Genomic DNA, 23,711 nt, shown 5'->3' on the forward strand with positions numbered 1-23,711 from the left:
TCAGTGAGCCGCAGCCACGAGCTTGAGCACGGCACCGAGCCCCCGCACGGACCCCGGCGCCGCCCCGCCCGGCAGCACATAGGACCGCAGGCCCGCGCCCGCCGCGCCGCCGTCCTTGGCGGGGTGGTCGCCGACCATCAGGGTGTCGGCTGGGGCCACGCCGAGTTCCGCGCAGGCGTGGCCGAAGAGGAGCGGGTCCGGCTTCTCCGTGCCGTGTTCGTACGAGTGGACCCAGCTCGAGAAGTAGCCGTCGAGGCCGTGCCGGGCGAACGTGGCCCGCAGATCCCAGCCCACGTCGCTGACGATGCCGAGCACGATGCCCCGCGAGGCGAGCGCGGCCAGGGTGCGCTCGGCGTCCGCGTACGGCAACCAGCAGTCCGGGGAGCGGAGTTGCTCGTAGAGGGTGCCGGCGTGCGGCGCGAGGGCCTGGGCGGAGGCGTACCAGGTGGTGAACGCGTGGCGGTGGGCCTCGGGCGAGACGTCGCGGGCGTGCTGTGCCGCGATGACCGCCGGGTCCGCGAGGCCCTCCTCCAGGGCGGTGAGGATGGCGTCCATCGTGGGCTCGTCCACCGGGTCCGGCAGTGCGGCGCGGATGCGGTCGGCGTACGGAGCGATCTGGAAGAGCGTCCCGGAGAAGTCGAAGAGCACCGCGCGGGGCGCGGTGACGGGCGCCGGGGCGGCGGCCCTGATCGGGCCCTCGGGGCCGCAGACGGGCGGGAGTTGGGGAGCTGGCGTCCGGTGCATCCGGTCTTCCTATCGCGCGCCCGGTAAGCGCGTGATCAGGAAAGCGGAGACACACGGCGCCCCGTGGGGGCAGGGCGCCGGTGCCGTCGGTGGGCTCAGAGGGGGAATCAGAGGATGAAGACGCTCTGAGCCGTTTCCGTGTAGTAGGTCTCGCCCGGGTAGACGAGCCACTCGACCGGACCCGAGCAGCCGGGGCCGCTGTGGACCTCGGCGATCGCGTCCGTGTGGTTGGTCACCGATGACGGGAACCAGTCGACGGGGTAGCAGCCGCTCGGGTCGACATATTCGGCGCCGTTGATGGTCAGGACGCCTTCCGCGGCGTACGCCGAGCCCGACATCCCGAGTGTCAGAGTCGCCGCTGCCGCCATCGCCCCCAGAGTCATGGCCATGCGTCGTCGTCGCATCATGAGTGACATCCCCTCCGCCGCACGGGCCGCTCCCTGCGCGGCCCGCTCAAGTCACCTAAAGTAGGCGATCAGGCACGTCACGTATCCGGCGTGCGGGGGCACATCCCGGCGGCACGTGCGCCGTTCACTTCCCTTCACCACATGGTCACGGCACAGCCGCACCATCACCATCAGAGCTCCCAACTGCGCCATCTGCAACGGGAGTTCGTATGATGCGGGCCATGGCAAGTCACGGGGATCTCATAGCGGGGCGCTACCGCATCACCACACCGCTCGGGCGCGGCGGCATGGGCACGGTCTGGCGGGCGAAGGACGAACTACTGGGGCGCGCCGTCGCGGTGAAGGAGCTGCACGTCGTCGCGGGCCTCTCGCCCGCCGACGCCGAGAGCCGGCGCGAGCGCACGCTGCGCGAGGCACGCTCGGTGGCGCAGGTGAGGCACCCTGGCATCCTGGTCCTGCACGACGTCGTCCAGCACGACGGGCAGCCGTGGCTGGTGATGGAGCTGATCGACGGCAGGTCGCTCGCCGACCGGATCGCCGTGGACGGCCCGGTGCCGCCCGCCGAGGCCGCCCGGATCGGTCTTGCGCTGCTCGCCGCGCTGCGTGCCGCCCACGCGGCGGGCGTCCTGCACCGTGACCTCAAGCCCGCGAACGTACTCCTGGAAGCGGCCACGGAGCGCGTGGTGCTCTCCGACTTCGGGATCGCCCAGGTCGACGGGCAGACGACACTGACCGAGACGGGTGCGTTCGTCGGCTCACCCGAATACACCGCGCCCGAGCGCATGTCGGGCAAGCGCACCGGCCCGGAGTCCGACCTGTGGTCCCTCGGTGTGCTGCTCTGCGCCGCCGTGGAGGGCGAGTCGCCGTTCCATCGCGACTCGGTGGCGGGGGTTCTGCACGCCGTCGTGATGGACGAGATCCAGGTGCCGGAATCCGCCGGTCCGCTGACTCCTGTCGTACGGGGACTGCTTGAGCGGGATCCGGCACAGCGGCTCGGCGCCGACGAGGCCGAGCAGGCGCTGCGCGGCTTCCTCGTGGAGGAGCGGATGCCGACCGTGCCCCGCACCCCGGTGGCCCGCAGACCCGCGGCGCCGCCCCCGTCCGACGACGCGATCGTGCTCGGCGCCGCCCCCGCACCCACCGCACGCCCCCGGATCCGTACGGCGCTCCTGGCCGGCGCCCTGGTGCTCGCGCTCGCGGCGGGCGGCACGGGCGCATGGGTCATGACGCGGGGCGACTCCGGCAGCACGAAGACGGACGCCACGGGGAGCGGCGGGCCTGCCGACGAGGTGAGCGAGAAGCCGGGGAGCGCGAAGCCGTCGAAGACTCCGACGAAGAAGCCCTCCAAGAACCCCGACAAGCCGAAGAGCCCCGGCAAGAAGCCGGCCATCGACCCCAAGCCCTCCGCCGACGGCACCGCCAAACCCACCCCCGCCGGGACGAAGACCCCCTCCAAGCCCGCCGAGGACCCCGCCCCCGCGGGGTATCAGACGGTCGACGACCCGACCGGGTTCAGCATGGCGACGCCCACCGGCTTCCTCCGCTCCAACGAACCGCCCCGCGTCTTCTACAACTCGGCGGACAACGCCTTCCGCATCGGCGTCCACCCCCAGCCCCTGGACCCGGACGGCCCCCTCGCGGTGATGCAGCAGGCCCACGAGGACGGCCCTTCGGACTACCCCGGATACCGCGACGGCTCGGTGCGCAAGACCACGCACAACGGCCACCCCGCCGCCGTCTGGGAGTTCACCTGGGACGGCGGCGCCGGTGACGGCGGGCCGCGCCGCACCTACGACCTGAGCTGGGACGAGGGCGGCAAGATGTACGACCTGTGGGTCTCCGCGCCCGCCGGGCGTGCGGCGGCGGGCGAGCGCCACTTCGTCGAGGCGCACCGGTCCTTCACCCTGGGCGGCTCCTGACGCAGGGGCTCAGGCCTTCCCCTCCAGCAACACGGACCGCAGCGTGGGCACATGGCTGTGCTCCGGGTCCCGCACCGCGGTGATCAGGGTGACCGTCCCGGCGTCCGCGAGCTCCCGCAGATGCAGGATCGCGTCCTGCTGCTCCGGCCCTTCGAGCTCGGCGCGGTAGCGGCGCGCGAACTCCTCGTACTCGTCCCGGTGCTGATGGAACCACGTGCGCAGCGCGCTGGAAGGCGTGACCTCCTTGGGCCATTCGCTGATGACGGCGAGCTCCTTGGAGACGCCTCGCGGCCACAGGCGGTCCACCAGGACGCGTACGCCATCGGCTTCGTTCGGCGGGTCGTACACGCGGCGCACGGGGAACGGCTGGGTCTCCATGCCCCCATCGTCGCGCCCCGCGCGGCCGCTCCTTCACCGGCGCGGCGGCAGCTTCACCCGAAGGCTGTAGAGGCGGGTGATCTGCTGCGGGAGTTCGTTGTCGTCGCTGACGAGCAGCAGCCGCAGCCCGCCGTGACCGCCGCGTCCGGTCACCGCCATGCCCTCGATGTTGTCGATCAGCGGGTTGTTGCCGGGCGGCAGGTTCGAGGGTGCGCCCATGGAGGGGCAGTCGGTGAGATCGGCCAGGAGCGTCTTGCGCATCACGCGCGTGTTCCCGTCCAGGTGCTCCACCGCGCCGGTCTCCTCGGCGCCGCGCACCTCGGCGACGTACAGCCGCACGGAGATCACGAAGTCCGGTGTGAAGCCGCGCTCCAGGACGAGGAGGCGGCCGCCCCCGGCCGGCGCGAGCTCGACCAGGCCCATGCCGGGGTCGACGGCGTACCCGTTCAGGGCGTCCGAGTAGCCGGAGACGGACACCCTCGGGGAGCAGGCCGCGCGGCCGGCGGAAGCGGCGCCGACGGGAGCGGCGCCCGTCGCCAGGAGCGCGGAAGCCAACGTCGCCACGTACACAGTCCTGCGAAATTCCATGCCGAACCCCCTGATTGACGGGGCGTCAGTACAGCATCCGATGCCGAAAATGCGAAGAAAACCTGAGCAGGTCCCACAAGGAGAAGCACCACCATGAACCTCATCACTGACGTCACCCGGAGTTCGCACAGCGATGCCGCCTCCCCCGTCCCGCGGGGAGGCGGCATCGCCGTGTCAGCGGTCAGCGCGTCAGGACTCAGCGCGTCGGATCCGGATAGAAGTCCCGCGCACCGCCCTTGCCGTCCTTCGCCTTGCCGAGCAGGCTCGCCGGATACTCGATGAGCCAGTAGCTCGCCGTGCCGACGGCCAGCGCGACCGCGAGCACGATCAGCGCAGCGAACGGGAAACCGGCCTGACTCGTCGGCACCAGACCGGACTTGATGAGCCACAGCATCACCGGCTCGTGCCAGATGTAGAGGCTGTAGCTGATGAGCCCGACCGCCGTCACCCAGCGCGCCCGCAGCACGCCGTGCCAGCGCACCTGTTCACCCGCCCTGACCTGCAGCGTGGTGTAGAGCAGCGTGAACCACAGCACGGACGCGATCGGGTGGTAGTAGGTGTGCGCGAAGTTCTCCGGGTCGGAGAGGTACGACAGGGCGTAGAGCCCCGCCAGCGCCCCCACCGAGAGCGGCACCGTCGCCCGCGCGCTCAGCCTGCCCCGCTCGCCCAGCGCCACGAGCAGCACCGCGAGCGCCATGCCCGCCGCGAAGCCCCCGAAGCGGGCCTGCGGGCCGAAGTACACCGGCCAGTTGGTGTGCGGCACCCCGACGACGTAATGCGCGACGGAGATCCAGACCACCGGCAGGACGAACAGCGCCGCGCACCCCGAAGCGCACACCGCGACACGGGCCCGCCGTGTCGAAAGCCTCCGGCACACCCGTACCGCCACCGGGCCGAGCGCGATGAGCGCCAGGTAGAAGGCGACCTCCAGGGAGAGGGACCAGGTGGGGCCGAGGGTGTAGAAGATCCGCTGCTGGTCGAAGATGTGCGTGAACGTGAGGTGTTCGACCAGGTCCCGCCAGTCCCCCGGCAGGGTCGGATTGCGGCTGGCCCAGACGACGAGCACCGCGAGGAAGTACAGCGGCAGGATGCGGATCGCCCGCCGGAAGAGGAAGCTCCGGCCGGTGCGGATCGTGCCGCCGTCGATGGCGGCGCGGGCGTACGACAGCGTGAGCAGATACGCGGACATCACGAAGAAGAGGTCGATCACCTCCAGTGAGACCAGCGCGCCCAGCCAGGGACTGTCGACGGGCGGGTGCGCGCCCGCCGCGTCGTAGGTGTACCACTCCTGCCATACGTGGAAGAGGACCGTGCTCAGGGCGGCGAGGCCGCGGTATCCCTGGAGTTCGAGCGCACGGCCGCGGGACGGGCGTGGAGCGGGAGCCGGCGTCCGGGGCCGGGTGGCCGTCAGGGCGCTCATGACCGCCCCGCGGGCTCGGGCGCGGCCGCGGACGCGGACGCCGCCGCCCGTGGCGTGACCCGCCACTGCCGGTCGCCGAGCGCCTCCTTCAGGTGCGCCTGGCGCGCCACCATGTTCTTGAAGTGGCTGTAGAAGAACGTCGACACCAGCAGATAGCGCCAGAACCACGCCTTGCGGCGGCGCAGTTCGGGCACCGCGAGCCGCCAGGCGAAGGCGGCCTGCACCACCCCGGCGGACATCGTGACGGCGGCCGCCATCAGGCAGACCGGCACCGCCCAGTCCAGCCGGTCCGCGCCGCCCGCGCGCCAGGCGGCGTGCGCCAGGATCGGCAGGATCTGCAGCGTCAGCCACGGCTGCACCTCACGCCAGCCGAGCAGCACGAAAAGGCCCGTCTTCTGGCGCCGCGAGAACACCGGCGAGCGCAGCGCGCCCCACAGATGCCGCAGCGACACCTGGAGCCAGCCCTGCGCCCAGCGCGAGCGCTGGTTCCACAGCGGCCGCAGCAGGGTCGGCGCGAGCTCACGCGAGATGAGTGTCCGGTCCATGGCGATCCGGGCGCCCTCGTTCAGGGCGCGCATCGTCGAGTCGATGTCCTCGGTGAGCATCGAGCCGTGCATCCGGGTCCTGGCGAGCAGGTCCGTGCGCCAGAAGCCGTTCGACCCGCCGAAGACCCCGAAGCCGTACATCCGGGTCCGGCCGGGATGGCTGACGGCGTAGATGGTCTCGAACTCGACGCCGACCGTCTGGGCGACCCACGAGCTGTCCCCGTTGCGTACGACGCAGTGCCCCTGCACGACGTCGTAGCCGTTGGACAGCCAGTCCCACGCGTGCCGGAAGGCGTTCGGCGCGGGATGGTGGTCGGCATCGAAGATGCCGACGAACTCGCCGTGCACCCGCGTCACCGCGGCGTTGATGTTCTGCGCCTTGGACGTGCTGCCGACGACCGGCAGGAGCACCAGGCGCGGGTCGCCGGCCGCCATGTCCCGCAGGGTGTCCTCGACGGGCAGCGGATGCGGTGTGTTGTACGCGAGGACGATCTCCAGCTCGCCGGGGTAGTCGAGCCGCAGGAACGACTCGACGGTGTCGACGATCGTCGCCGCCTCGTTCGGCAGATAGGCGGCAATGACGGCGCTGGCGGCCGGATAGGGCGAGCCTGCCCGGTCGGGCCTCGGCGTGGCGTCCAGCGAGAACAGGCACTCCAGCATGATCAGCAGCGCGGAGAGCACGAGCCCTGCCACCACCACCCAGTAGGCGAACCCGGCCGCGTCCCAGCCCAGTTCGTACGCCTGCTGGTAGAGCGCGAACGGCACGCCCACGCCGAGCACAAGGGGAAGCACGGGGGAGATCAGCCGGGTCAGCCAGGTGACCAGGACCCGGAACCCGGCGCGGGCTCGGCGGTGGCGGGTCGGGGCGCTCGCCCGCATCCACGGCTCGTAGCGCACCGGGCGCAGGTCCCGGTGGCGTACGGCCTCGGAGACGGCGTCCCGCGCGTGCTCGGCCGCCCTGCCGTGGTCGGCGTACTCGGCGAGCGGGGTCCAGCCGATCGCGGGGGTGAGCCGGACGTTCTCGTCCGCGACGACGAACCGGGTGCCCGCCACCGACGCGGCGAACTCCCGCAGGCTCCGCGTCGCGGTCTCCTCGTCGACACCGGGCATCAGCACGAGCAGCTGCCCGCCCTCGTCCCAGCCGAGCCGGTCGCAGACGCCGCCCATCTTCTCGGCGACACCGGCGAGACGCTCGGCGACCTCGCGCCGCACACGCGGCCCGAGCCGCGACTCCAGGGCGGCCATCTCGGCGACGCCGACGACGGCGAGCACACCGCCGCGCCGGGCGGCCGGCGGGCGGCTGAGCTCGCGGTCGAGCTCGTCCATGAAGTGCGGCCCCGAGTAGAGGCCGGTGCGCGGATCGCGCAGCAGGTTCTCGACCGGGACCGGGACGCGGTGCAGCTTGGCCGCTATCCGCGCGGACAGCTCACGCGGGTCGGACGCCTCCGGCAGGCAGTCGTCGGCGCCGCTCTGCAGCAGATCGGCGACGGTGCCGGGGGCGTGGGTGCGGGCCCCGGTGACCATGAGCAGCGGAAGCGCCTGCCCGGCGGGGTCGGCGCGCACCTCCCGTATGACGTCGGGGCCGAGGCGCCGCCCGTCCGGGCCGTCGTCGAGGGCCACGATCGCGTCGGGCGGCGCGAGCCTGACCTGACGGTGTACGTCGCCGGGTACGGCATGGGTGACTTCGTACCCGGTGAGCTTCAGCGTCCGGGTGAGCAGTTCACGGCTTGGCCCCGGCGAGCCTACGGCCAGGACGTGGCCGCCGGGGGGTGGGGCCGGCATGAGTGGATCGGGCCCCAGGGGCAGTTGAAGGGTCATCAGTGTGGTCCCATCCTGTTCGGATTGTGGGGGGAGGACCGGATTCGTTAGTTGAGCCGCCAACTAGCCCCAGAAACCGGGGCAATCGGCAACATCAGCCTCAACGATCACTGTGACACAGCACCTTCACTGGCGTAACGCCTGTATTACGACTCCGTGCAGGGGAAGCGCAGGCCCTGCGGGGTGCGTGCCCCCGCAGGGCCCCCGCCCCTACTTCACCCCCACCGCCCGAACGATCTCCTGCGTCACCGAACCACCCCGGTCATCCTTCGCCGACGCCCGCAGCGAGATGAACTCGGCAGACCCAGGAACCTTCAACTCGCCACCCCAGGCGGCCTTCTCGCCGTCCCGGTCCAGGGCGACCTGCGTCCAGTTCACGCCGTCGTCGTACGACACCTCCAGCTCGGCGCCGCCGATGGTCCCGACATCCACCGCTCCCTTGACGTACTCGGAGAAGATCCCGACGTCCACGGTCCGCCCACCCGGTACGTCCCCGGCGAGGTCCGTGTCCACGTCGAACCCGAGGTTCAGCAGGGGAAGGAACGTCTTCCGGTCGGCCGGGGTCTCCTTCGACTTGAAGGTCCACTCCGAGTGGCCCTGCGTCGCGAGCCGCCACCGCCCCGGGTCCAGCGTCGTGTCCGTCACGACCTTGTACGTCCGCTCGGCGGGATCCGCGTCCCACACATAGACCCCCGAACTCTGCCGCCGGTCCACCAGCTCCCCGTCCGCGTACACCGCACTGACCTGCGTCATCGAGTCGTCGTTCCACACGTCGCCGAACCCCGTGTGATCGGGCCCGGAGTCGCCCCACCCGGGGACGTTGAACTCCAGTGAGTTCCCGGCCCGTTGCTGCCCCCAGCCGAGCCCGGTACCCAGCCACGGATGCCACACCGGCTTGAACCAGTTCAGCGTCCCGCGCTGACCGCCCCGGTACTTCACGAGGCCGCCGCGTTCCTCCAGGGCGCCGGGGCCGACCGACACGGACTCGTGCCACAGCTGGCCCGCCCCCGTCGACGCGTGGTCCGTCCGCTCGACGGGATAGTCGATCTTCTCCTGGAAGCCGAAGCCGATCGCGAAGGTGTCCGTCAGGGAGTAGCGGAACTCGCCGCCCGGCACCGGCTTCACCGCGTGGAACTTGGTGTCCAGGACGGCGAGTTCACGCTTCGACGGCTCGTACGTCAGGTCGCGCGGCACCGCTCCCTTGTGGCCCTCCGACACGTCGTACACGTACGGCGTGCGGGATGTCGCCGTGGTCTCCACGGCCCTGCCCGCCTTCGCCGCCGCGATGAGCCGTGCGCCGTCCGCCGCGCCGACCGTGCCGATCTGCAGCGGCCGGTCCGCGTTGTCGTCCGTGCCGAACCAGGCGTTGAGCCGCCCCGGCACGTCGTCCGTCACGAACAGCGCCTTCGCGCCCGCGTCCTGGGCGGCCTGCCCAAGGTCGGCGGGTGTCGCCGCCGCCGAGCGGCGCGCGACGACGGCCTTGCCCTTGACGTCCTTGCCCGCGTACTCGGCGGCCGTGCCGCCGCCCACGTCGACGAGCGGCAGCTTGCTGCGGCCGTCGGTGACGGTGCCACCGGGCTGCGCGACGACCTCGCCGAGGCCCTTCACGTCCAGGGTGGGCTTGCCCAGGCGCCAGACGGTGCGGTACTCGAAGCTGCCCTGCCGCACCTTCTCGGTGGGCGCCGCGAAGACGCTGTCGTACTTGACCGGAACCTGGACCGCGCCCATCAGCTCGGCGCCGTTCGCCTTGCGGTCGTACTCCATCAGGAGCTGACGGGTCTCCGTGCGGCGGCCGACGTCCACGCCGATCTCGCGCAACTTCCGTCCGTCCAGGGTGACTTCGCGGTCCTTGTCGAGGACGATCTCGGGCGCGGCGAGGTAGCCGAGGCCGAGGGAGTCCTTGCCGCCGGCGCCGCGCACGTCGAGGAAGGAGGAGAGGGCGTACGTTCCCGGCTTCAGGCGCAGCTCCAGCGTGCCGGAGTCACCGACCTCCGCCTGGAAGGGGTCGACCCCCTCGGCGAGGCGCTGCAGCACGAGGCCCGCCCCGGTCGCGGCGCCGTCACGGTCCTTGACGCGGACGGTGAGCGTGTACCGCTCCTCCTCCTTGACCAGACCGAACGCGGTGTGCGCGACCGGCTTCCCGGCGGCGCTCGCGACGATGCGGCCGCTGGTGTTGCCGACGGGCGCCTTCGCGCCGTCACCGGTCACCGTGGTCGAGGCGGTGCCGTGCGCGGGGACGGTGAGCGTCTTGTCGGCGAGCGTCGCGACACCCTCCGCCGCACCCTCGGCGGCGAGCGTCAACTCCACCGCCGCGTCTGAGGAGTTGGTGTACGTGAGCGTCCTCGTGACCGGCTTGTTGTCGCCGTACGGCCAGGAGTAGAAGCCGAGGTCGGCGCTGCCGCTCGCGGTGATCCGGGCGTCGATCGCGCCGGGCACGCTGACGCGGCCCGCGCCCAGCTCATAGGCCGAGGCGTCGAGCCGCGCGGACGTCGACATCAGCGCGTCCTTGAGCCGCGCGCCGCTCCAGTCGGGGTGCTTCTCGGCGAGCAGGGCCGCGGCGCCCGCGATGTGCGGGGTCGCCATCGACGTACCGCTCATCTCGGTGTAGTAGCCCTCGCCGCCGACGAGTTGGGAACGGGCGGCGAGGATGTCCACGCCGGGGGCCGACAGATCGGGCTTGAGGGCGTTGTCGCCGAAGCGGGGGCCCTGGCTGGTGAAGTACGCGGCCTTGTCGGCGGAGTCGACGGCCCCGACCGTCAGCGCGGAGTCGGCGGCGCCGGGCGAGCCGATCGAGGAGGGGGCGCCGGTGTTGCCCGCGGCGATGACGAAGAGGGCGCCAGTGTCCTTGGAGAGCGTGTCGACGGCGACGGCCATCGGGTCGGTGCCGTCGCTGGCCTCCTGCGAACCGAGGCTCATCGACACGACCTTGGCGCCGACGTCCTTGGCCGCCCACTCCATGCCCGCGATGATCTGCGACTCGCTGCCCGAGCCCGCGTCGCTGAGCACCTTGCCGACGGAGAGGGCGGCGCCGGGCGCGACGCCCTTCTCCTTGTCGCCGTCGGAACCGGCGCCGCTGCCGCCGACGGTCGAGGTCACATGGGTGCCGTGGCCGTTGCGGTCGGCGACCTCCTCGCCCGGGATGAAACTCTTGGTGGCGTCGACACGGTCCTTGAGACCGGGGTGGGAGATGTCGACCCCGGTGTCGAGGACGGCGACCTTCACGCCCTTGCCGGTGAGCCCCGCCTCCCAGGCCTTGGGGGTGCCGATCTGCTCGTTGCTCTGCGCCATGTCGGCCTCGACGCGGCCGTCGAGCCAGATCTTCCCGATGCCGTCGGCGAGAGCACCGCCCGAACCACCCTTCGTACGCGCTGACTTGGTGGCGTCCGGCGCCACCGCCCGCCAGAAGTCACCGGGCGCGTCCGCCTTCACCGCGACGCCGCCGACGCTCGGCAGCGACCGCACCTTGTCGGCACCGCGCGGCACTTCCTGGCCCGCGGCACGCGCCTTCTTGTCGTACGTCACGATCAGCGGCAGGGCGGCGCCCGCCTTCTTCCCGGCGAGCCCCTGCCGGATCAGCTCCGTGACGTCGAAGAGCCGCTCGTCGAGGGTCCCCGCGTTCAGGTAGGGCCGCGCCTCGTCCGGTACGACGGTGATGCGGCCGCCCGATATCTCGCTCCGGACGGCTCCGGTGGCCCCTTCTGGCCGGTCGACGGTGACGGTCTTCTTGCCGCCGCCGAGTTCCGTGACGGTGACCTTGTCGCCGGTCACCAGGGTGACGGTGTGGGCGGCGCGGGCGGCGTGTGCGGCCCGTCCCTGCGGCGCGTCGGAAGGGGCCGCGGTGGCGGCCTGCCCTGCCGGGAGCAGGGCGAACGCGAGCCCGAAGGCCGGCAGCAGCCTCGCTCTTCGCCACGCGGGTGCTCTGGTCATGGGTGCCCTCTCTTCGTCGGACCCGGGCGGGGGTGGTTCCCGGGTGCTGCGACGAGTGTCAGGGGGCTTGTGTTGCGGGGGTGTTGACCGGTCCTGGCGGGAAGCCGCCAGGGCACCTTCCCGCCAGCCACACCTGTCTCAGGCCGTTGCCCGGAAGACGGCTGACAGCGACGAGCACCTTCCGTGACAATGCAGTCGGCAGACAGTCAGGATGTGCGGCACGTGGTGCGCGGGGTTCGACGGGGGCAGTGATGGACGATCTGGTGGAGTTCAGGACCGATGACGGCGCACGCGTCGTCATGGCCGACGTGGACGACCTGCACGGCTCCCACCTCATCTCGCGCCACGGCGAAGGACCCGCGCAGGCGGCCCGCACCTTCGAGGGCTCACTGGCCGGGGCGCGAGCGGCCGCGGAGTCCGCGCTGCGGGTGTTCCGGGACGGCAGCCTGCGCCCCGACTCGGTGGAGATCGAGTTCGGGGTCCGGATGACGGCGGAGGCCGGCGCGGTGATCGTGAAGGGCACGGCGGAGGGCCATCTGGTGGTGCGCCTGGCATGGACGCCCGGCCGGTCCCCGGCGCCCGTCGCCGATCCCCCGGCAGACCTGCCCCCGGAGGCCACCGCCACCTCATGAGCAGCGCATCGTGGCATGCCCGGATCGTCTGCGGCGGCGAGGTCGGGGCCGGGTTCCTGGTGTCCGAGCGGCATGTGCTGACCTGTGCGCATGTCGTGCGGGGCAGCGGCCGGGCGGCGGTCACCGTTTCCTTTCCGCACCGCGGGGACCTCGGCGAGGTGTCCGCGGCCGTCGGTGCGCACGGCGGGTGGGACGGGGCGGGCGCCGATCCGGGTGACCTCGCCGTCCTGGAGCTCGCGCACCCCGTGCCGGTGCGGCCCGCCGAGTTCGCGGCGCCCGACGACGCGTACGCCGAACCCCGGCCCAGACTCCTCGTGTACGGCTTCCCCAAGGGCTATCCGGAGGGCACCATCGCCGAATACCGGGCCACCGCCGCCCAGTTGATCGCCGACGAGTGGGTGCAGCTGGAGGCGTGGAGCGCCCACGGGCAGCCCCTCGCACCGGGGTTCAGCGGCGCGGCGGTGACCCTCGCGGACAGCAACCGCGTGGTGGGCATGGTGTCGGCCGCCGCCCGCGCCTCCACCGGCGTACGCAACGGCAGGATGCTGCCCACCTCCGTCATGGCCCGCTACTGGGCGCCGCTCGGCGACCTCATCCCGACCCCCGGCCACCACCGGGCGGCGAAGGAGCGGCTTCGCGAGCTGGTGGAGCGCGCGGCAGGCAGCGGCCCGGCGGTCGACCCGGAGCGGCTGTACAACGACGCGGTGGGCCCCTTCGGCCCGCCCGTGCCGCGCGGCGGCTTCGGCTCGCTGTGGTCGGCGGCCTGGTACGTGCTCTCCGAGGTCGAGGAGCCGGAAGCGCTGACCCGCCTGGCCGACCGGCTCACCGGGCTGCTCGACGCACCCCGGTCCACGGCCCCGTCCGGTGCGCCGCCGGACTGGTCCCCGATCCTCGTCGAGATCGACCACAGCGGCGCGGGCGACGACCAGCTCCTGGTCGAGGTCTCCGCGTACCGCGAGGGTCACCGCCATCCCGTCGGCTCGGACACCCTGGCCTCCGGCAGCGTGCGGACCTACGTCCAGGAGCGTGTCGACGACGCCTTCTCCCATCTCGCCCCCGGTACGGACGAGTTGCTGGCGTTCGTGCTGCCCCGCGCGCTGCTCAACTGGCCGGTGGCCCGGTGGGAGTGCGGCGCCGACGACCCGACGCCGCTCGGCTGCTCCTACCCGCTGGTCGTCACCGAGCGGTCCCGCCGCAAGGGCGGCCTGCGACATCAACTGGCCCGCAAATGGGAGCACTTGGACGGCCGCCCGGCAGCCTCCCTGCACCGCGTCGAGTGCGGCACCCAGGAGAAGCCGAACAAGCTGCGCTTCCGGCTGCGGCGGGACGGCGCGGACCTCGCGGGGTTCGGGGCACCGCCCCCGGCCGACCGCACCGGACCGGGCGCCGACGTCACGCACTTCGACGTCTCGCTGACCGCCCCCGTGCCGGTGCTGCTGTGGCCCCGCACGGGCTGCGACGGCGCCGACGGCCACGGCCCGGCGGACGCCGGCTGCCCCGGTTCGGAGTTCCTCGACCGCATCGCGGCCCATGTGGACGGAACTTCACCCGCCGAACTGCCGCGCACCATACTGGCGTTGCGCGAGTCCGCCGAGGCGGCGGACGAGCCGGAACGACACTGGGCGCGGGACGTGCAGCTCCTCTGGGACGACCCGCGCTGTTTCCCCGACGCACCCGCCGCCCACCGCAACTCCCCCGTCGCCTGAGCCGCCGTACGAAACCGTGAGCCCGCCGTACAGAACCGTGAGCACGCCGTACGAATACACCGACGTACGAAACCGGAGAACCCAGACCATGTCCCTGTGGCCCGTCTACACCGGCACGAACGAGCCCCACGACGGGATCACCGAGCTGCCTCCGCCCCCGCCCTGGCGCGCCTTCGACGGCGGCCCGGTCCTCGCGACCCCCACGGACGACGGCTCGGCGACCTCCCCGGACCGCGTGCACCGTGCGCACACGTACCGCGCCACGGACACCTGCGTCCAACTCGTCAACGCCGCCCTGTACTTGAGGCGCCCGCTCCTGGTGACGGGCCCGCCCGGCAGCGGCAAGTCGAGCCTCGCGTACGCGGTGGCACGGGAGCTCGGCCTCGGCCCGGTCCTCCGCTGGAACATCACGAGCCGCAGCGCGCTGCACGACGGCCTCTATCAGTACGACCCGCTCTCCCGCCTGTACGCGGCGAAGGACCAGGCCGCACGGGAGCCGCGGCACGGCCGCTCCCGCGGCGTCGGCGCCGAGGAGCGCCGTTCCGGCGCGGGCGTCGAGGACCACCTCCGCCTCGGCCCGCTCGGCACCGCGCTGCTCCCCTACGACCGCCCCCGCGCCCTGCTCATCGACGAGATCGACAAGAGCGACCTCGACCTGCCCAACGACCTCCTGAACATCCTGGAGGAGGGCCAGTACGAGATCCCCGAACTGGTCCGCATCGCCAAGCACACCCCGAAGGCCGACCTGCTGACCGACGGCTCCGACGACCCGGTGACGGTCGAGCGCGGCCGGGTACGCTGCCGGGCCTTCCCCTTCGTCGTCCTCACCAGCAACGGCGAGCGCGAGTTCCCGCCCGCCTTCCTGCGCCGCTGCGTCACGCTGCGCCTCCGCCAGCCGCGGGACGAGCATCTGGAGGAGATCGTCCGCGCCCACCTGGGCGAGCCCGACGCCTACGCCCGTTCCCTCATCGCCCGCTTCCTCGAGCGCGGCACCGGCGGCGAACTCGCCACCGACCAGCTGCTCAACGCCATCTATCTGACCGGCGCTGCGGGCGTCGACGCCGCATCGCGCGACGACCTCGCGCGGCAGCTCATGCCGTATCTGACGCAGTCGGCGGATCCGGGCCCCGATGCCCACTGACGAGCCCCGGGACCGGGGGCCCTTCGCCAGGCTGGCCGATCTCCTCTCCCGGACGGCGGACGGCTCCCGGCCGACGTCGATCGAGCTGGCCGAACTGGTGTGGCTGGCACGGCAGATGGGCGGCGCCGAGGTCGCGCCGCCGGATGCCGCCGACGACGTATCGCATCCGACGCCGTCCACGCCACAGCCGACGCGCGTGTCACCACCGAGCGAGGCACCCGCTGAACGCACCACTCCTCCGGACGAACGGGTGCCGCTGCGGCTTCCGGCCCCGACGGGCAACGGCGGTCCAGCCCCGGCCCCCGGGGCGGACAGCGCACCGGAAGCCGCCTCGGACCACACACCCCTCCGCGTTCCCGTCCCCCCGATGGTGACGCACCCCCTCGCCCTGCAACGCGCCCTGCGCCCCCTCAAACGCCGGGTCCCCTCCCCCGTCGGGCAGGTCATCGACGAGGAGGCGACGGCCCACCGCATCGCCCGCATCGGCGGACATCCGCGCGGCTGGCTTCCGGTGCTCCGCCCCGCCGATGAGCGCTGGCTGCGCCTCTGCCTGGTGTACGACGCGGGCCCGACGATGCCGATCTGGCGCCCCCTGATCCACGAACTGCACACCGTCCTCGCCCAGTCCGGCATCTTCCGCACGGTGGAGCTGCACCGCGCGACACCGGACGGCAAGCTCCCGCCGCAGGCCGCGCACGCGCCCGCGACGGGCCGCACGGTCGTCCTCCTGATCAGCGACTGCATGGGCCCGCAGTGGCGCGAAGGCCCCGCGGGCACCCTCTGGTACCGCACCCTCCACCGCTGGGCCTCCCGGCTGCCGCTGGCCCTGCTCCAGCCACTCCCGGAACGCCTCTGGCGCACCACGGCCCTCCCCACGACCCCGGGCACCCTCTCCGCCCCGCACCCGGCGTCCCCCTCCGCCGCCCTGACCTTCACGCCGTACGGGACGGCCTCCGCGCCCCCACCCTCTGGCGCGACGCCGATCCCGGTACTGGAGCCGTCGCCGACGTGGCTGTCTCACTGGGCATCACTGGTGGCGGACGCGGGCGGCAGCCAACTCCCGGGCTCGGTGGCCTGGTTGAGGCATACCCCGCCTGCCCCGGAGCCCGAGGCCGAGGCCGTCGGCGACCTCACCCCTGAGGACCTGGTACTCCGCTTCCGCTCCACGGCCTCCCCCGAGGCCTTCCGCCTCGCGGGCCACTTGGCGGTGGGCGAGCCACAACTGCCGGTGATGCGCCTGGTCCAGGCGGCGGTGGAGGAACGCCCACGCCCACAGCACCTGGCGGAGGTGATCCTGAGCGGCATGCTTTCCTCGGGCGCGGGCGCCGGGGCGTATGAATTCCGCCACGGCGTACGCGAGTTGCTGCTCCGTACGCTGCCGAGGACCGCGCGGGGGCGTACGCGGGAGCTGCTGGCCCGGGTGGGCGGGTTGATCGACGAGCGGGCGGGGGTGGCGCCCGGGGAGCTGCGGGCGGTGGCGCCTTCCGCCGGCGGGGGCGCCGAGGGCCGGGCTCCTGCGGGGGAGCCGTTTGCGACGGTCACTCCGGAGAGCGTGCGGCAGTTGGGGGGCGGGGCCGGGCGTTCGGAGCTGGTCGGGGGGCGATACCGGCTGATGGAGCGGCTCGGAGAGAGCAGCTGGCTCGCGCAGGACACACGGGAGGAGGGGCGGGCCCTTGTGGTGCAGCGCTTCCCCCGGTGGCCCCGGCGGCACTTCACGCAGGCCGCAGAGGAGCTTTTCCGGTTCCGGCACACGCATGTGGCGACCGTCCGGGACTACGTCGCCCGCGACGATGTCCCGTTCCTGGTGGTCGAGTTCGTCGACGGCCGCAGCCTCGCGGAGCTGCTGGCCGATCACCCCGACGGGCTGCCCCACGATCTCCTCGTGGAGCTGATCCGGCCCATCGCCCGCACCGTCGCCGCGCTGCACGCGGGCGGCATCGCCCATGGCGCCCTCTCCCCCAGCCACGTACGGCTCTCGCGGCGAGGCCCGGTGCTGTGCGGCTTCAGGCTCGCCCCCTTCTCCCCCGAGACCCGCTCGGCGGACCTCCGCTCGCTGGGTCTCCTCGTGCGCGCGATGCGCGAAGGCGCCGAAGCAGCAACAGCGCCGGGAGCGTTGACCCGGCCTCCGAGGACCGCGCGCCTCGCGCGCGGCGAGACGCTGAGGTCGGCCGTCGGCTACCTGGACTCGACCGATCCGGCTCGCTGGGGAGCAGGCCTGCGCCTCCTTGAGCAGCTCGCCGCACCCAGGTCCGGCGACTGCGTCTACTCCGTCCTGGGCCCTCTCCGCGTAACCCGGCAAGGCCACCCCCTCGCCATCGAAACCCCCGAAGAGCAAGCCCTCCTCTGCATGCTCCTGCTCAAGCGCGGCCGCCCCGTCCCGTACGCCGAGCTGACGGAGGGAATCTGGGGCCCCTCCGCCCCCGAACGCGCCGAAGGCGATCTCCGCGCCTGCGCGCACCGCCTGGCCAACACGCTGGCCCCCGAGACCTTGATCGCCGGGGACGAGGGCTACACCCTGCCCCTGCCGTCAGGCCCCGACGGCGTCGACCTGTTCCACTGCCAGCGCCTCGCGGCGGACGCCCAGGACGCCTATTTCGCGGGCGACTTCACCCGCTCCCGGCAGCTCGTCCGATCCGCCCTGGAACTCTGGCGCGGCACCCCCCTGCTCGACGTCCCCGGCCCGGCGGCCCTCGCCACCCGCGTCACCATCGCCGAACTGCGGCAGTCCCTGCTGCGCACGTGGGGCGATCTGGAAGGCCGGGACGGAGATTCCACGGACGAGGACGCCGCCGAACTGGCCGACCTGCTCCGGGAGTTCGACACAGAGGACGACGTCCTCGCCCCCCACGAGGAACTCCCCAGCGCCCAGCTGAACGACCTCGGCGTCAGCCGGGAACTGCCGGACGACCAGCCCACACCCCCGAAGACCACCCTCACCTTCGAGTACTTGACCCACCCCACCGGCACCCAGTCGGAGACCCTGCACCGTCTTGGCCGCGAGATCTCCCACCTCCTCATCACCGGCGGCATCGGCCCCGACCGCTTCGAGCTGCTCCCCCGCCCGCGCGGCTGGGACGTGGCCGTCGCCCCGGAGGTCCACGTACTGCACGCACTGACCGCGGCCCTCCAGCAACTCCCCGCCGCTCTCGCGGAGTTGCCGCACATCGGGCTCGGCGTCACCGTTACCCACGAGCCGGACCCCACGGTGTCCGCCCCGGCCTTCCCCGCCGAACTGCGGCCCGTCTTCGACCGCCCCGGCAGCCGCGCCGTCGTGATCGTCTCCAACGACCTGCACGACCGCCTCGTCCGCTCCGGCCGGATGAGCGACGCCCGCTTCGCGCAGGTCCCGCAGTCCGACGACTGGTACTGCGAGGTCACGGCACCCGCGGACTCCCGGCCGACGGCCTCCCTCAGCACCCCGTTCGCCGGCCGCAGCGCCGTGATCCTCGGCTTCGACGGCCCGGTCGTGCCGCTGTTCCCGGCCTCGCGGGCCCGCGAGGCCGTGCTCGACCTGATGGGCACCCTCACGGAGGCCCGCGGCGTCGACGACGCTCTTGAGGGCAGGCCACCGCTGTCCAGGGCGCTCAATGAGTACGAGGGTGGTGTCCACCCGATGGACCTGCTCCGCGCCCATCAGGACCACGCGTCCGCCGGTGAACTCCGCACCCGGCTCCGGAACATCGAACAGCATGGCCTGAAGAACGCCCGGCCGACCCCGCGCATCCCCGCGCTCCTGAACGCCCTCTCGGAACGGGGCATGGCCGTCGCGGTCGCCGGGGACTGCGACTCCGACGTCATGGCGGAGCTGCTCACCAGGCACGGCCTGGCCGCCAGGGTCCCCGGGGGCACGCACGGCCGCCGCACGGGCTCTCCCCTGCTGCCGGACCCCGACTGTCTGCACCGTGCGCTCCAGGCACTGGAAGCCGAGCCGGGGCAGTGCGTGATGGTCGGCTCATCCGCGGCGGAGCTGCTCGCCGCACGGCAGATCGGGCTCCCGTTCATCGGCTACCGGCGCGACGAGCAGTCCCATCGCCGGCTCCAGGCGGACGGCTGCGAGCAGACGGTGGACTCGCTCGCCTCCCTGGTCGACGCGGTCCGCGGCACCTGACCCCGCCCGGGGCCCCTCACGCCTCCGGCGCCTTCGCGTCGTACCGCGCAAACCCCCGCCACTTGAGCGCGAGCAACCCCACGGCGACGACACACGCGACCCCGCCGCCCGTGACCGCGAGCACCGGCGAGGCCACATCCCCCACCGTCCCCGCCACGAAGTCCCCCAGCCGGGGCCCGCCCGCGACCACCACGATGAAGACCCCCTGCAGGCGCCCCCGCATCTCGTCCGGCACCGCCGCCTGCAGCATCGTGCTGCGGAAGACCATCGAGATGGTGTCCGCGCACCCGGCGAGCGCCAGGAAGAGCAGCCCCAGCCACAGCTCGCGCGTCAGTCCGAAGACGGCGACGGCCGTCCCCCACCCCGCCACCGACAGCAGGATCGCGAGCCCGTGCCGCCGGATCCGCCCGATCCACCCGGAGAAGACACTCCCGAGCAGCGCCCCCACCGCGGGCGCCGCGACCAGCAGGCCCACCGTCGTCGCGTCGCCCCCGAACCAGGCCACCGCCACGGCGGGGAACAGCGCACGCGGATGCGCGAGCACCATCGCGCACATGTCCGTGAAGAACGTCATCCGCAGGTTCGGCCGGGTGGCGAGAAACCGCAGCCCGTCGAGGACCGAGGCCCGCTTGGCCCCGGCCCCGCCCCCCTCCGGCCGCATCGCGGGCAGCCGCCACATCGCGTACAGGGAAGCGCTGAAGGCCACCGCGTCCACCGCGTACGCCGCCTGATAGCCCCACAGGCCGACGATGAGACCGCCCAGCATGGGGCCGAGCATCATGCCCCCGGTCGTCGTGATCGACGACAGGGCGTTGGCCGCGGGCAGCTGCTCCGGTGGCAGGAGCCGCGGGATCATCGACGTACGCGCCGGCGAGTTCAGCGCCCCGCAGACCGCCTGCAGCGCGACCACGGAGTACAGGAACCACACGTGGTGGAAGCCCGCGAACGCGCCCGCCGCCAGCGCGATCGACAGCGCGCAGGAGCCGAGCGCCGAGTACAGGCCCAGCTTCCGCCGGTCCACCGTGTCCGCGATCGCGCCCCCGTACAGACCGAACACGATCAGCGGCACCAGGGAGAACAGCCCGACGAGGCCCACCGAGAAGCTGGAGTGCGTGATGTCGTAGACCTGGAGGGAGACCGCGAGGGAGGTCATCGCCTGGCCGATCCAGGAGATCGTGTTGCCGGCCCAGAGGCGGCGGTAGTCGACGGACGTACGCAAAGGCGTCAGATCGGCGAGTATCCGCCTTTTCGCGACGGGCCCGTGGGGCTCCACTGGGAGCGGGGGTATCGGGGGGTTGCTGTCGGCTTCGGGTGTCCGGGGGCCTTCGGCTTCGTCTTCTTCCGGGGGCGTATGCGTCACACGGGATGCTAACCGCGCGGCCCGCGAGGCGACCAAGACCACCCGTACGGCCGCACCCCGCCCGGCTCAGCCCAGCGCGCGCGCCGCCCGCGGCCATCGCACGATGCGAGACAGGACCGTCGTCCGACGGTCCGTACGGTCTGTGCTCTCGGGAGGATCTGCCATGACCGTCAGTCTGGAGCAGTTGCGCCGCTGCCACATCGCCGTCGACCTGGGTGCCGCGAGGACCCGGGTGTTCGTGAAGGGTGCGGGTCTCGTCGTCGACGAGCCGAGCGCCGCCGCCGTGAACACGCGCACCGGCGCGCTGATCGCGGTGGGCCAGTTCGCCGAGAAGATGACGGGCCGCACGCCCGGCTACATCCGCGTCGTGCGCCCCGTCTCCGGCGGCACCGTCATCGACATCGAGATGGCCCAGCGCATGCTGCGGCACCTGCTCGGCGAGAAGCTCCGCCGCGCTCTGCGCCGCAAGCCGCGCCTGCGCGCCGCCGCCACCACGCCGCACGACGCGGATCCGCTGGCCCAGCGCGCCGCCATCGAGACGATGGTCGGGCTCGGGGCGCGCCGGGTCGAGCTCGTGGACACGCTGATCGCCGCGGCGGTCGGCTGCGGGCTGCCCGTCGAGCAGCCGGAAGCGACCATGATCCTGGTGTGCGGGGCGGCGACCACGCAGGTCGCGGTGTTGTCGCTCGGGGCGATCGTGACGGCCCAGCGGATCCCGGTCGGCGGCGAGGCCATCGACCACGCGATCGTCCAGCATCTGCGCCACCACCACGAGCTGATGCTTCCCAGCCAGTCGGTACGTCCCCTTCAGCTCGCCCTGCACGGCAACGGGCTCACGCCTCAGGGACCCGAGTCGACCGAGATCCACGGCCGTGACGTCGCCACGGGGCTCGCCCGCTCGGTGCACGTCGACACCGCCGCCGTACGCGACGCGATCCACACCCCGCTGACCGCCGTGCTCGACGGCATCGGCAAGGTGCTGCGCGACTGCCCGCCCGATCTGGTGGCCGACCTGGCCGACCGCGGAATCATGATGGTCGGCGGCAGCGCGCTGCTCCCGGGGCTCGACCAGATGCTGCGGGACGCCACGGGGATGCCGGTGGAGATCGCCGAACGGCCGGATGCGTGCGCCGTCCTCGGGCTCGGGGCGATGCTGGAGGGCAAGATCCAGCCGCTGGTCCTCGACCCGCTGTCCGGCTGATCGGGCCGGCCCCTGCCGATACGGGCCGGCTGCCGCCGATCCGAGCTCAAGGGGAGACCGTCCGCATGTCGAAGCCGATACAGAAGCCACTGCCACTGCAGAAGCCGAAGCCGACGGCCACGCGGGGCGCCGGAGCGCGCACGGGCGCCCCGCGATGAACCCCGCAGGCCCGCCCCTCCCCCTCGACCCGCTGCTCGACGCGGTGCTCGGCGTCGGCACGGACCTCGAACTGCACACCACGCTGCAGCACCTGGTGGACAGCGCGGCCGAGCTGACCGGCGCCAGGTACGGCGCGCTCGGCGTCATCGACCCCGCGCACGGCAAGGTCACCGACCTGTTCACGACGGGCCTGACGGAGGCCGAGCGCAGCCGCATCGGCCGCCTCCCCGACGGCCACGCGGGCATCATCGGCGCGCTGATCACCGACCCGCGGCCGCTGCGGATCGACGATCTGACGGCCGACCCGCGCTCGTGCGGCGTACCGCCGGGGCATCCGGAGATGCACAGCTTCCTCGGCGTACCGATCCACGTCCACGAAGAGGCGTTCGGCAATCTCTATCTCACCGAGAAGCGCGGCGGCCCCTTCACGGAGGACGACCTGCAGCTCCTGCGGGTCCTGGCCAGCCAGGCGGGCATCGCGATCGGCAACGCCCGTCTCTACGAGGCGGCCAGGCAGCGCGAGCGGTGGATCGACGGCGCGGCGGCGGTGACCACGGCCCTGCTGACCGGCGAGCCCGCGGCGGACGCCCTGACGACGGTGGCGGAACGGGCCAGAATCCTCGCGGACGCCACGGCGGCGGTCATCCTGCAGCCCACGGACCAGGGCGGCATGCGGATCGTCGCGGCGGCGACGGAGGACGACGCCCCCCGGCCTGCGCACGCCCGCTCCCTCCGGTCCCCCCAGAGCGACCTCATCGGCACCACCATCGAGCCCGGCAGCGCCGTCCTTGAGCAACTGCTCGGCGGGGAGCCGGTGTTCATCGAGGACTCCGCGACCGACCCCCGGATGACCACCCGCGTACGGACCCGCTTCGGGCCCAGCATGATGCTGCCGCTGCAGGCGGGCGGCAGGCTCATCGGGACGCTCGCCCTGCCCCGCTCCCGCGGCGCCCGCGCGTACACCTCGGTGGAGCGCCTGCTCGCGACGCAGTTCGCCTCACAGGCCGCCCTGGCCCTCGTCCTCGCGGACGCCCAGCAGAGCAGGCAGCGCCTTGCGGTGTTCGAGGACCGCGACCGCATCGCCCGGGACCTGCACGACCTCGTGGTCCAGCGGCTCTTCGCGACCGGCATGATGCTGGAGTCGACCCGGCGCAGGGCGGGCTCACCGAAGGTGGAGTCCGCCCTCGACCAGGCGGTGGACGAACTGGAGTCGACCATCCAGGAAGTGCGTACGGCGATCTTCGCCCTCCAGCAGCCGCCCGCCGACGCCCCGACGACGTTCCGCGGCAAGGTGCTCCGCGAGACGGCGGGCGCGGCGGCCGTCCTCGGCGTCCAGCCCTCGGTGCACTTCACGGGCGCCGTCGACACCCGCGTCACGGACCCGGCGGCGGCCCATCTGCTCGCCGCCCTGCGCCGCGCCCTGGCCGCCGCGTCACGCCGCCCCGACGTCACCCGTATCGAAGTGGCGGTGGACGCGCGGGCGACGCTGCCGGACGGCCGCACAGGGGTGCGGCTCACGGTCTACGACGACGGCACGACGGACGGCGTCGGCACGGGCACGACGGTGACCTGGCAGGCACCGGTCTCATCAGAGATCGGCCCGGGCTGACGGGCGCCGCCGGAAGGGCGAGGCGGCTCCGGGCAAATAGGGTGACCAC

General features: G+C 72.8%; 15 protein-coding genes. 7 read left to right on the forward strand and 8 right to left on the reverse strand.

The features are described 5' to 3' along the window. Positions 1–744, reverse strand: a complete 744-nt coding sequence (locus ACFWY6_RS00690) for an HAD family hydrolase (RefSeq protein ID WP_384684515.1) — start codon at positions 742–744, stop codon at positions 1–3. 107 nt (positions 745–851) lie between these two features. Then, positions 852–1,133 carry a hypothetical protein gene (locus ACFWY6_RS00695; protein WP_384684518.1) on the reverse strand — a complete coding sequence of 94 codons (282 nt, stop codon included), beginning with the start codon at positions 1,131–1,133 and terminating at the stop codon, positions 852–854. 239 nt (positions 1,134–1,372) lie between these two features. Between ACFWY6_RS00695 and ACFWY6_RS00700 the strand changes: the two genes are divergently transcribed. Further along, complete coding sequence (locus ACFWY6_RS00700) at positions 1,373–3,070, forward strand: protein kinase (RefSeq protein WP_384684521.1); 1,698 nt, start codon at positions 1,373–1,375, stop codon at positions 3,068–3,070. 9 nt (positions 3,071–3,079) lie between these two features. On the opposite strand, the gene ACFWY6_RS00705 is transcribed toward ACFWY6_RS00700, so the two are convergent. The 5 genes from ACFWY6_RS00705 to ACFWY6_RS00725 all read right to left on the reverse strand — a co-directional run bounded on the left by ACFWY6_RS00705 (position 3,080) and on the right by ACFWY6_RS00725 (position 11,746). Further along, positions 3,080–3,448 (reverse strand): DUF488 domain-containing protein, encoded by a 369-nt coding sequence (locus tag ACFWY6_RS00705; RefSeq protein WP_266867358.1) that lies wholly within the window; start codon positions 3,446–3,448, stop codon positions 3,080–3,082. 33 nt (positions 3,449–3,481) lie between these two features. Further along, complete coding sequence (locus tag ACFWY6_RS00710; protein ID WP_384684524.1) at positions 3,482–4,036, reverse strand: esterase-like activity of phytase family protein; 555 nt, start codon at positions 4,034–4,036, stop codon at positions 3,482–3,484. A 196-nt stretch (positions 4,037–4,232) separates the two neighbouring features. After that, positions 4,233–5,456 carry an acyltransferase family protein gene (locus tag ACFWY6_RS00715; protein WP_384684527.1) on the reverse strand — a complete coding sequence of 408 codons (1,224 nt, stop codon included), beginning with the start codon at positions 5,454–5,456 and terminating at the stop codon, positions 4,233–4,235. Then, positions 5,453–7,783 (reverse strand): glycosyltransferase, encoded by a 2,331-nt coding sequence (locus tag ACFWY6_RS00720; protein WP_384684530.1) that lies wholly within the window; start codon positions 7,781–7,783, stop codon positions 5,453–5,455. The genes ACFWY6_RS00715 and ACFWY6_RS00720 overlap by 4 nt, the downstream gene beginning before the upstream one ends. Positions 7,784–8,029: 246 nt before the next feature. Then, positions 8,030–11,746, reverse strand: coding sequence for a S8 family serine peptidase (locus tag ACFWY6_RS00725; RefSeq protein ID WP_384684533.1), 3,717 nt, complete (start codon positions 11,744–11,746; stop codon positions 8,030–8,032). A gap of 251 nt (positions 11,747–11,997) precedes the next feature. Here ACFWY6_RS00725 and ACFWY6_RS00730 point away from each other — a divergent pair, with 251 nt between their 5' ends. The 4 genes from ACFWY6_RS00730 to ACFWY6_RS00745 all read left to right on the forward strand — a co-directional run bounded on the left by ACFWY6_RS00730 (position 11,998) and on the right by ACFWY6_RS00745 (position 19,333). Then, positions 11,998–12,378, forward strand: a complete 381-nt coding sequence (locus ACFWY6_RS00730; RefSeq protein WP_384684536.1) for a CU044_2847 family protein — start codon at positions 11,998–12,000, stop codon at positions 12,376–12,378. Beyond that, positions 12,375–14,084 carry a trypsin-like peptidase domain-containing protein gene (locus tag ACFWY6_RS00735; RefSeq protein WP_384684539.1) on the forward strand — a complete coding sequence of 570 codons (1,710 nt, stop codon included), beginning with the start codon at positions 12,375–12,377 and terminating at the stop codon, positions 14,082–14,084. Before ACFWY6_RS00730 ends, ACFWY6_RS00735 begins: the two co-directional genes overlap by 4 nt. Before the next feature lie 88 nt (positions 14,085–14,172). Beyond that, positions 14,173–15,225 carry an AAA family ATPase gene (locus ACFWY6_RS00740; RefSeq protein ID WP_384684543.1) on the forward strand — a complete coding sequence of 351 codons (1,053 nt, stop codon included), beginning with the start codon at positions 14,173–14,175 and terminating at the stop codon, positions 15,223–15,225. Beyond that, positions 15,215–19,333: an SAV_2336 N-terminal domain-related protein gene (locus ACFWY6_RS00745; protein WP_384684546.1), complete on the forward strand. Its 4,119-nt coding sequence runs from the start codon at positions 15,215–15,217 to the stop codon at positions 19,331–19,333. Before ACFWY6_RS00740 ends, ACFWY6_RS00745 begins: the two co-directional genes overlap by 11 nt. A gap of 16 nt (positions 19,334–19,349) precedes the next feature. On the opposite strand, the gene ACFWY6_RS00750 is transcribed toward ACFWY6_RS00745, so the two are convergent. After that, on the reverse strand, positions 19,350–20,606 hold the full coding sequence (locus ACFWY6_RS00750) for an MFS transporter (RefSeq protein WP_384684549.1): 1,257 nt from the start codon (positions 20,604–20,606) through the stop codon (positions 19,350–19,352). A gap of 250 nt (positions 20,607–20,856) precedes the next feature. Between ACFWY6_RS00750 and ACFWY6_RS00755 the strand changes: the two genes are divergently transcribed. Both ACFWY6_RS00755 and ACFWY6_RS00760 read left to right on the forward strand, forming a co-directional pair. Continuing rightward, a complete protein-coding gene (locus ACFWY6_RS00755) occupies positions 20,857–21,894 on the forward strand; it encodes a rod shape-determining protein (RefSeq protein WP_384684552.1) in 1,038 nt (345 codons plus the stop codon). A 154-nt stretch (positions 21,895–22,048) separates the two neighbouring features. Then, positions 22,049–23,662, forward strand: a complete 1,614-nt coding sequence (locus tag ACFWY6_RS00760; protein WP_384684555.1) for a GAF domain-containing protein — start codon at positions 22,049–22,051, stop codon at positions 23,660–23,662. Positions 23,663–23,711 lie beyond the last annotated feature (49 nt).

This window comes from Streptomyces sp. NPDC059037 (genome assembly GCF_042740015.1).
Lineage (GTDB): Bacteria > Actinomycetota > Actinomycetes > Streptomycetales > Streptomycetaceae > Streptomyces.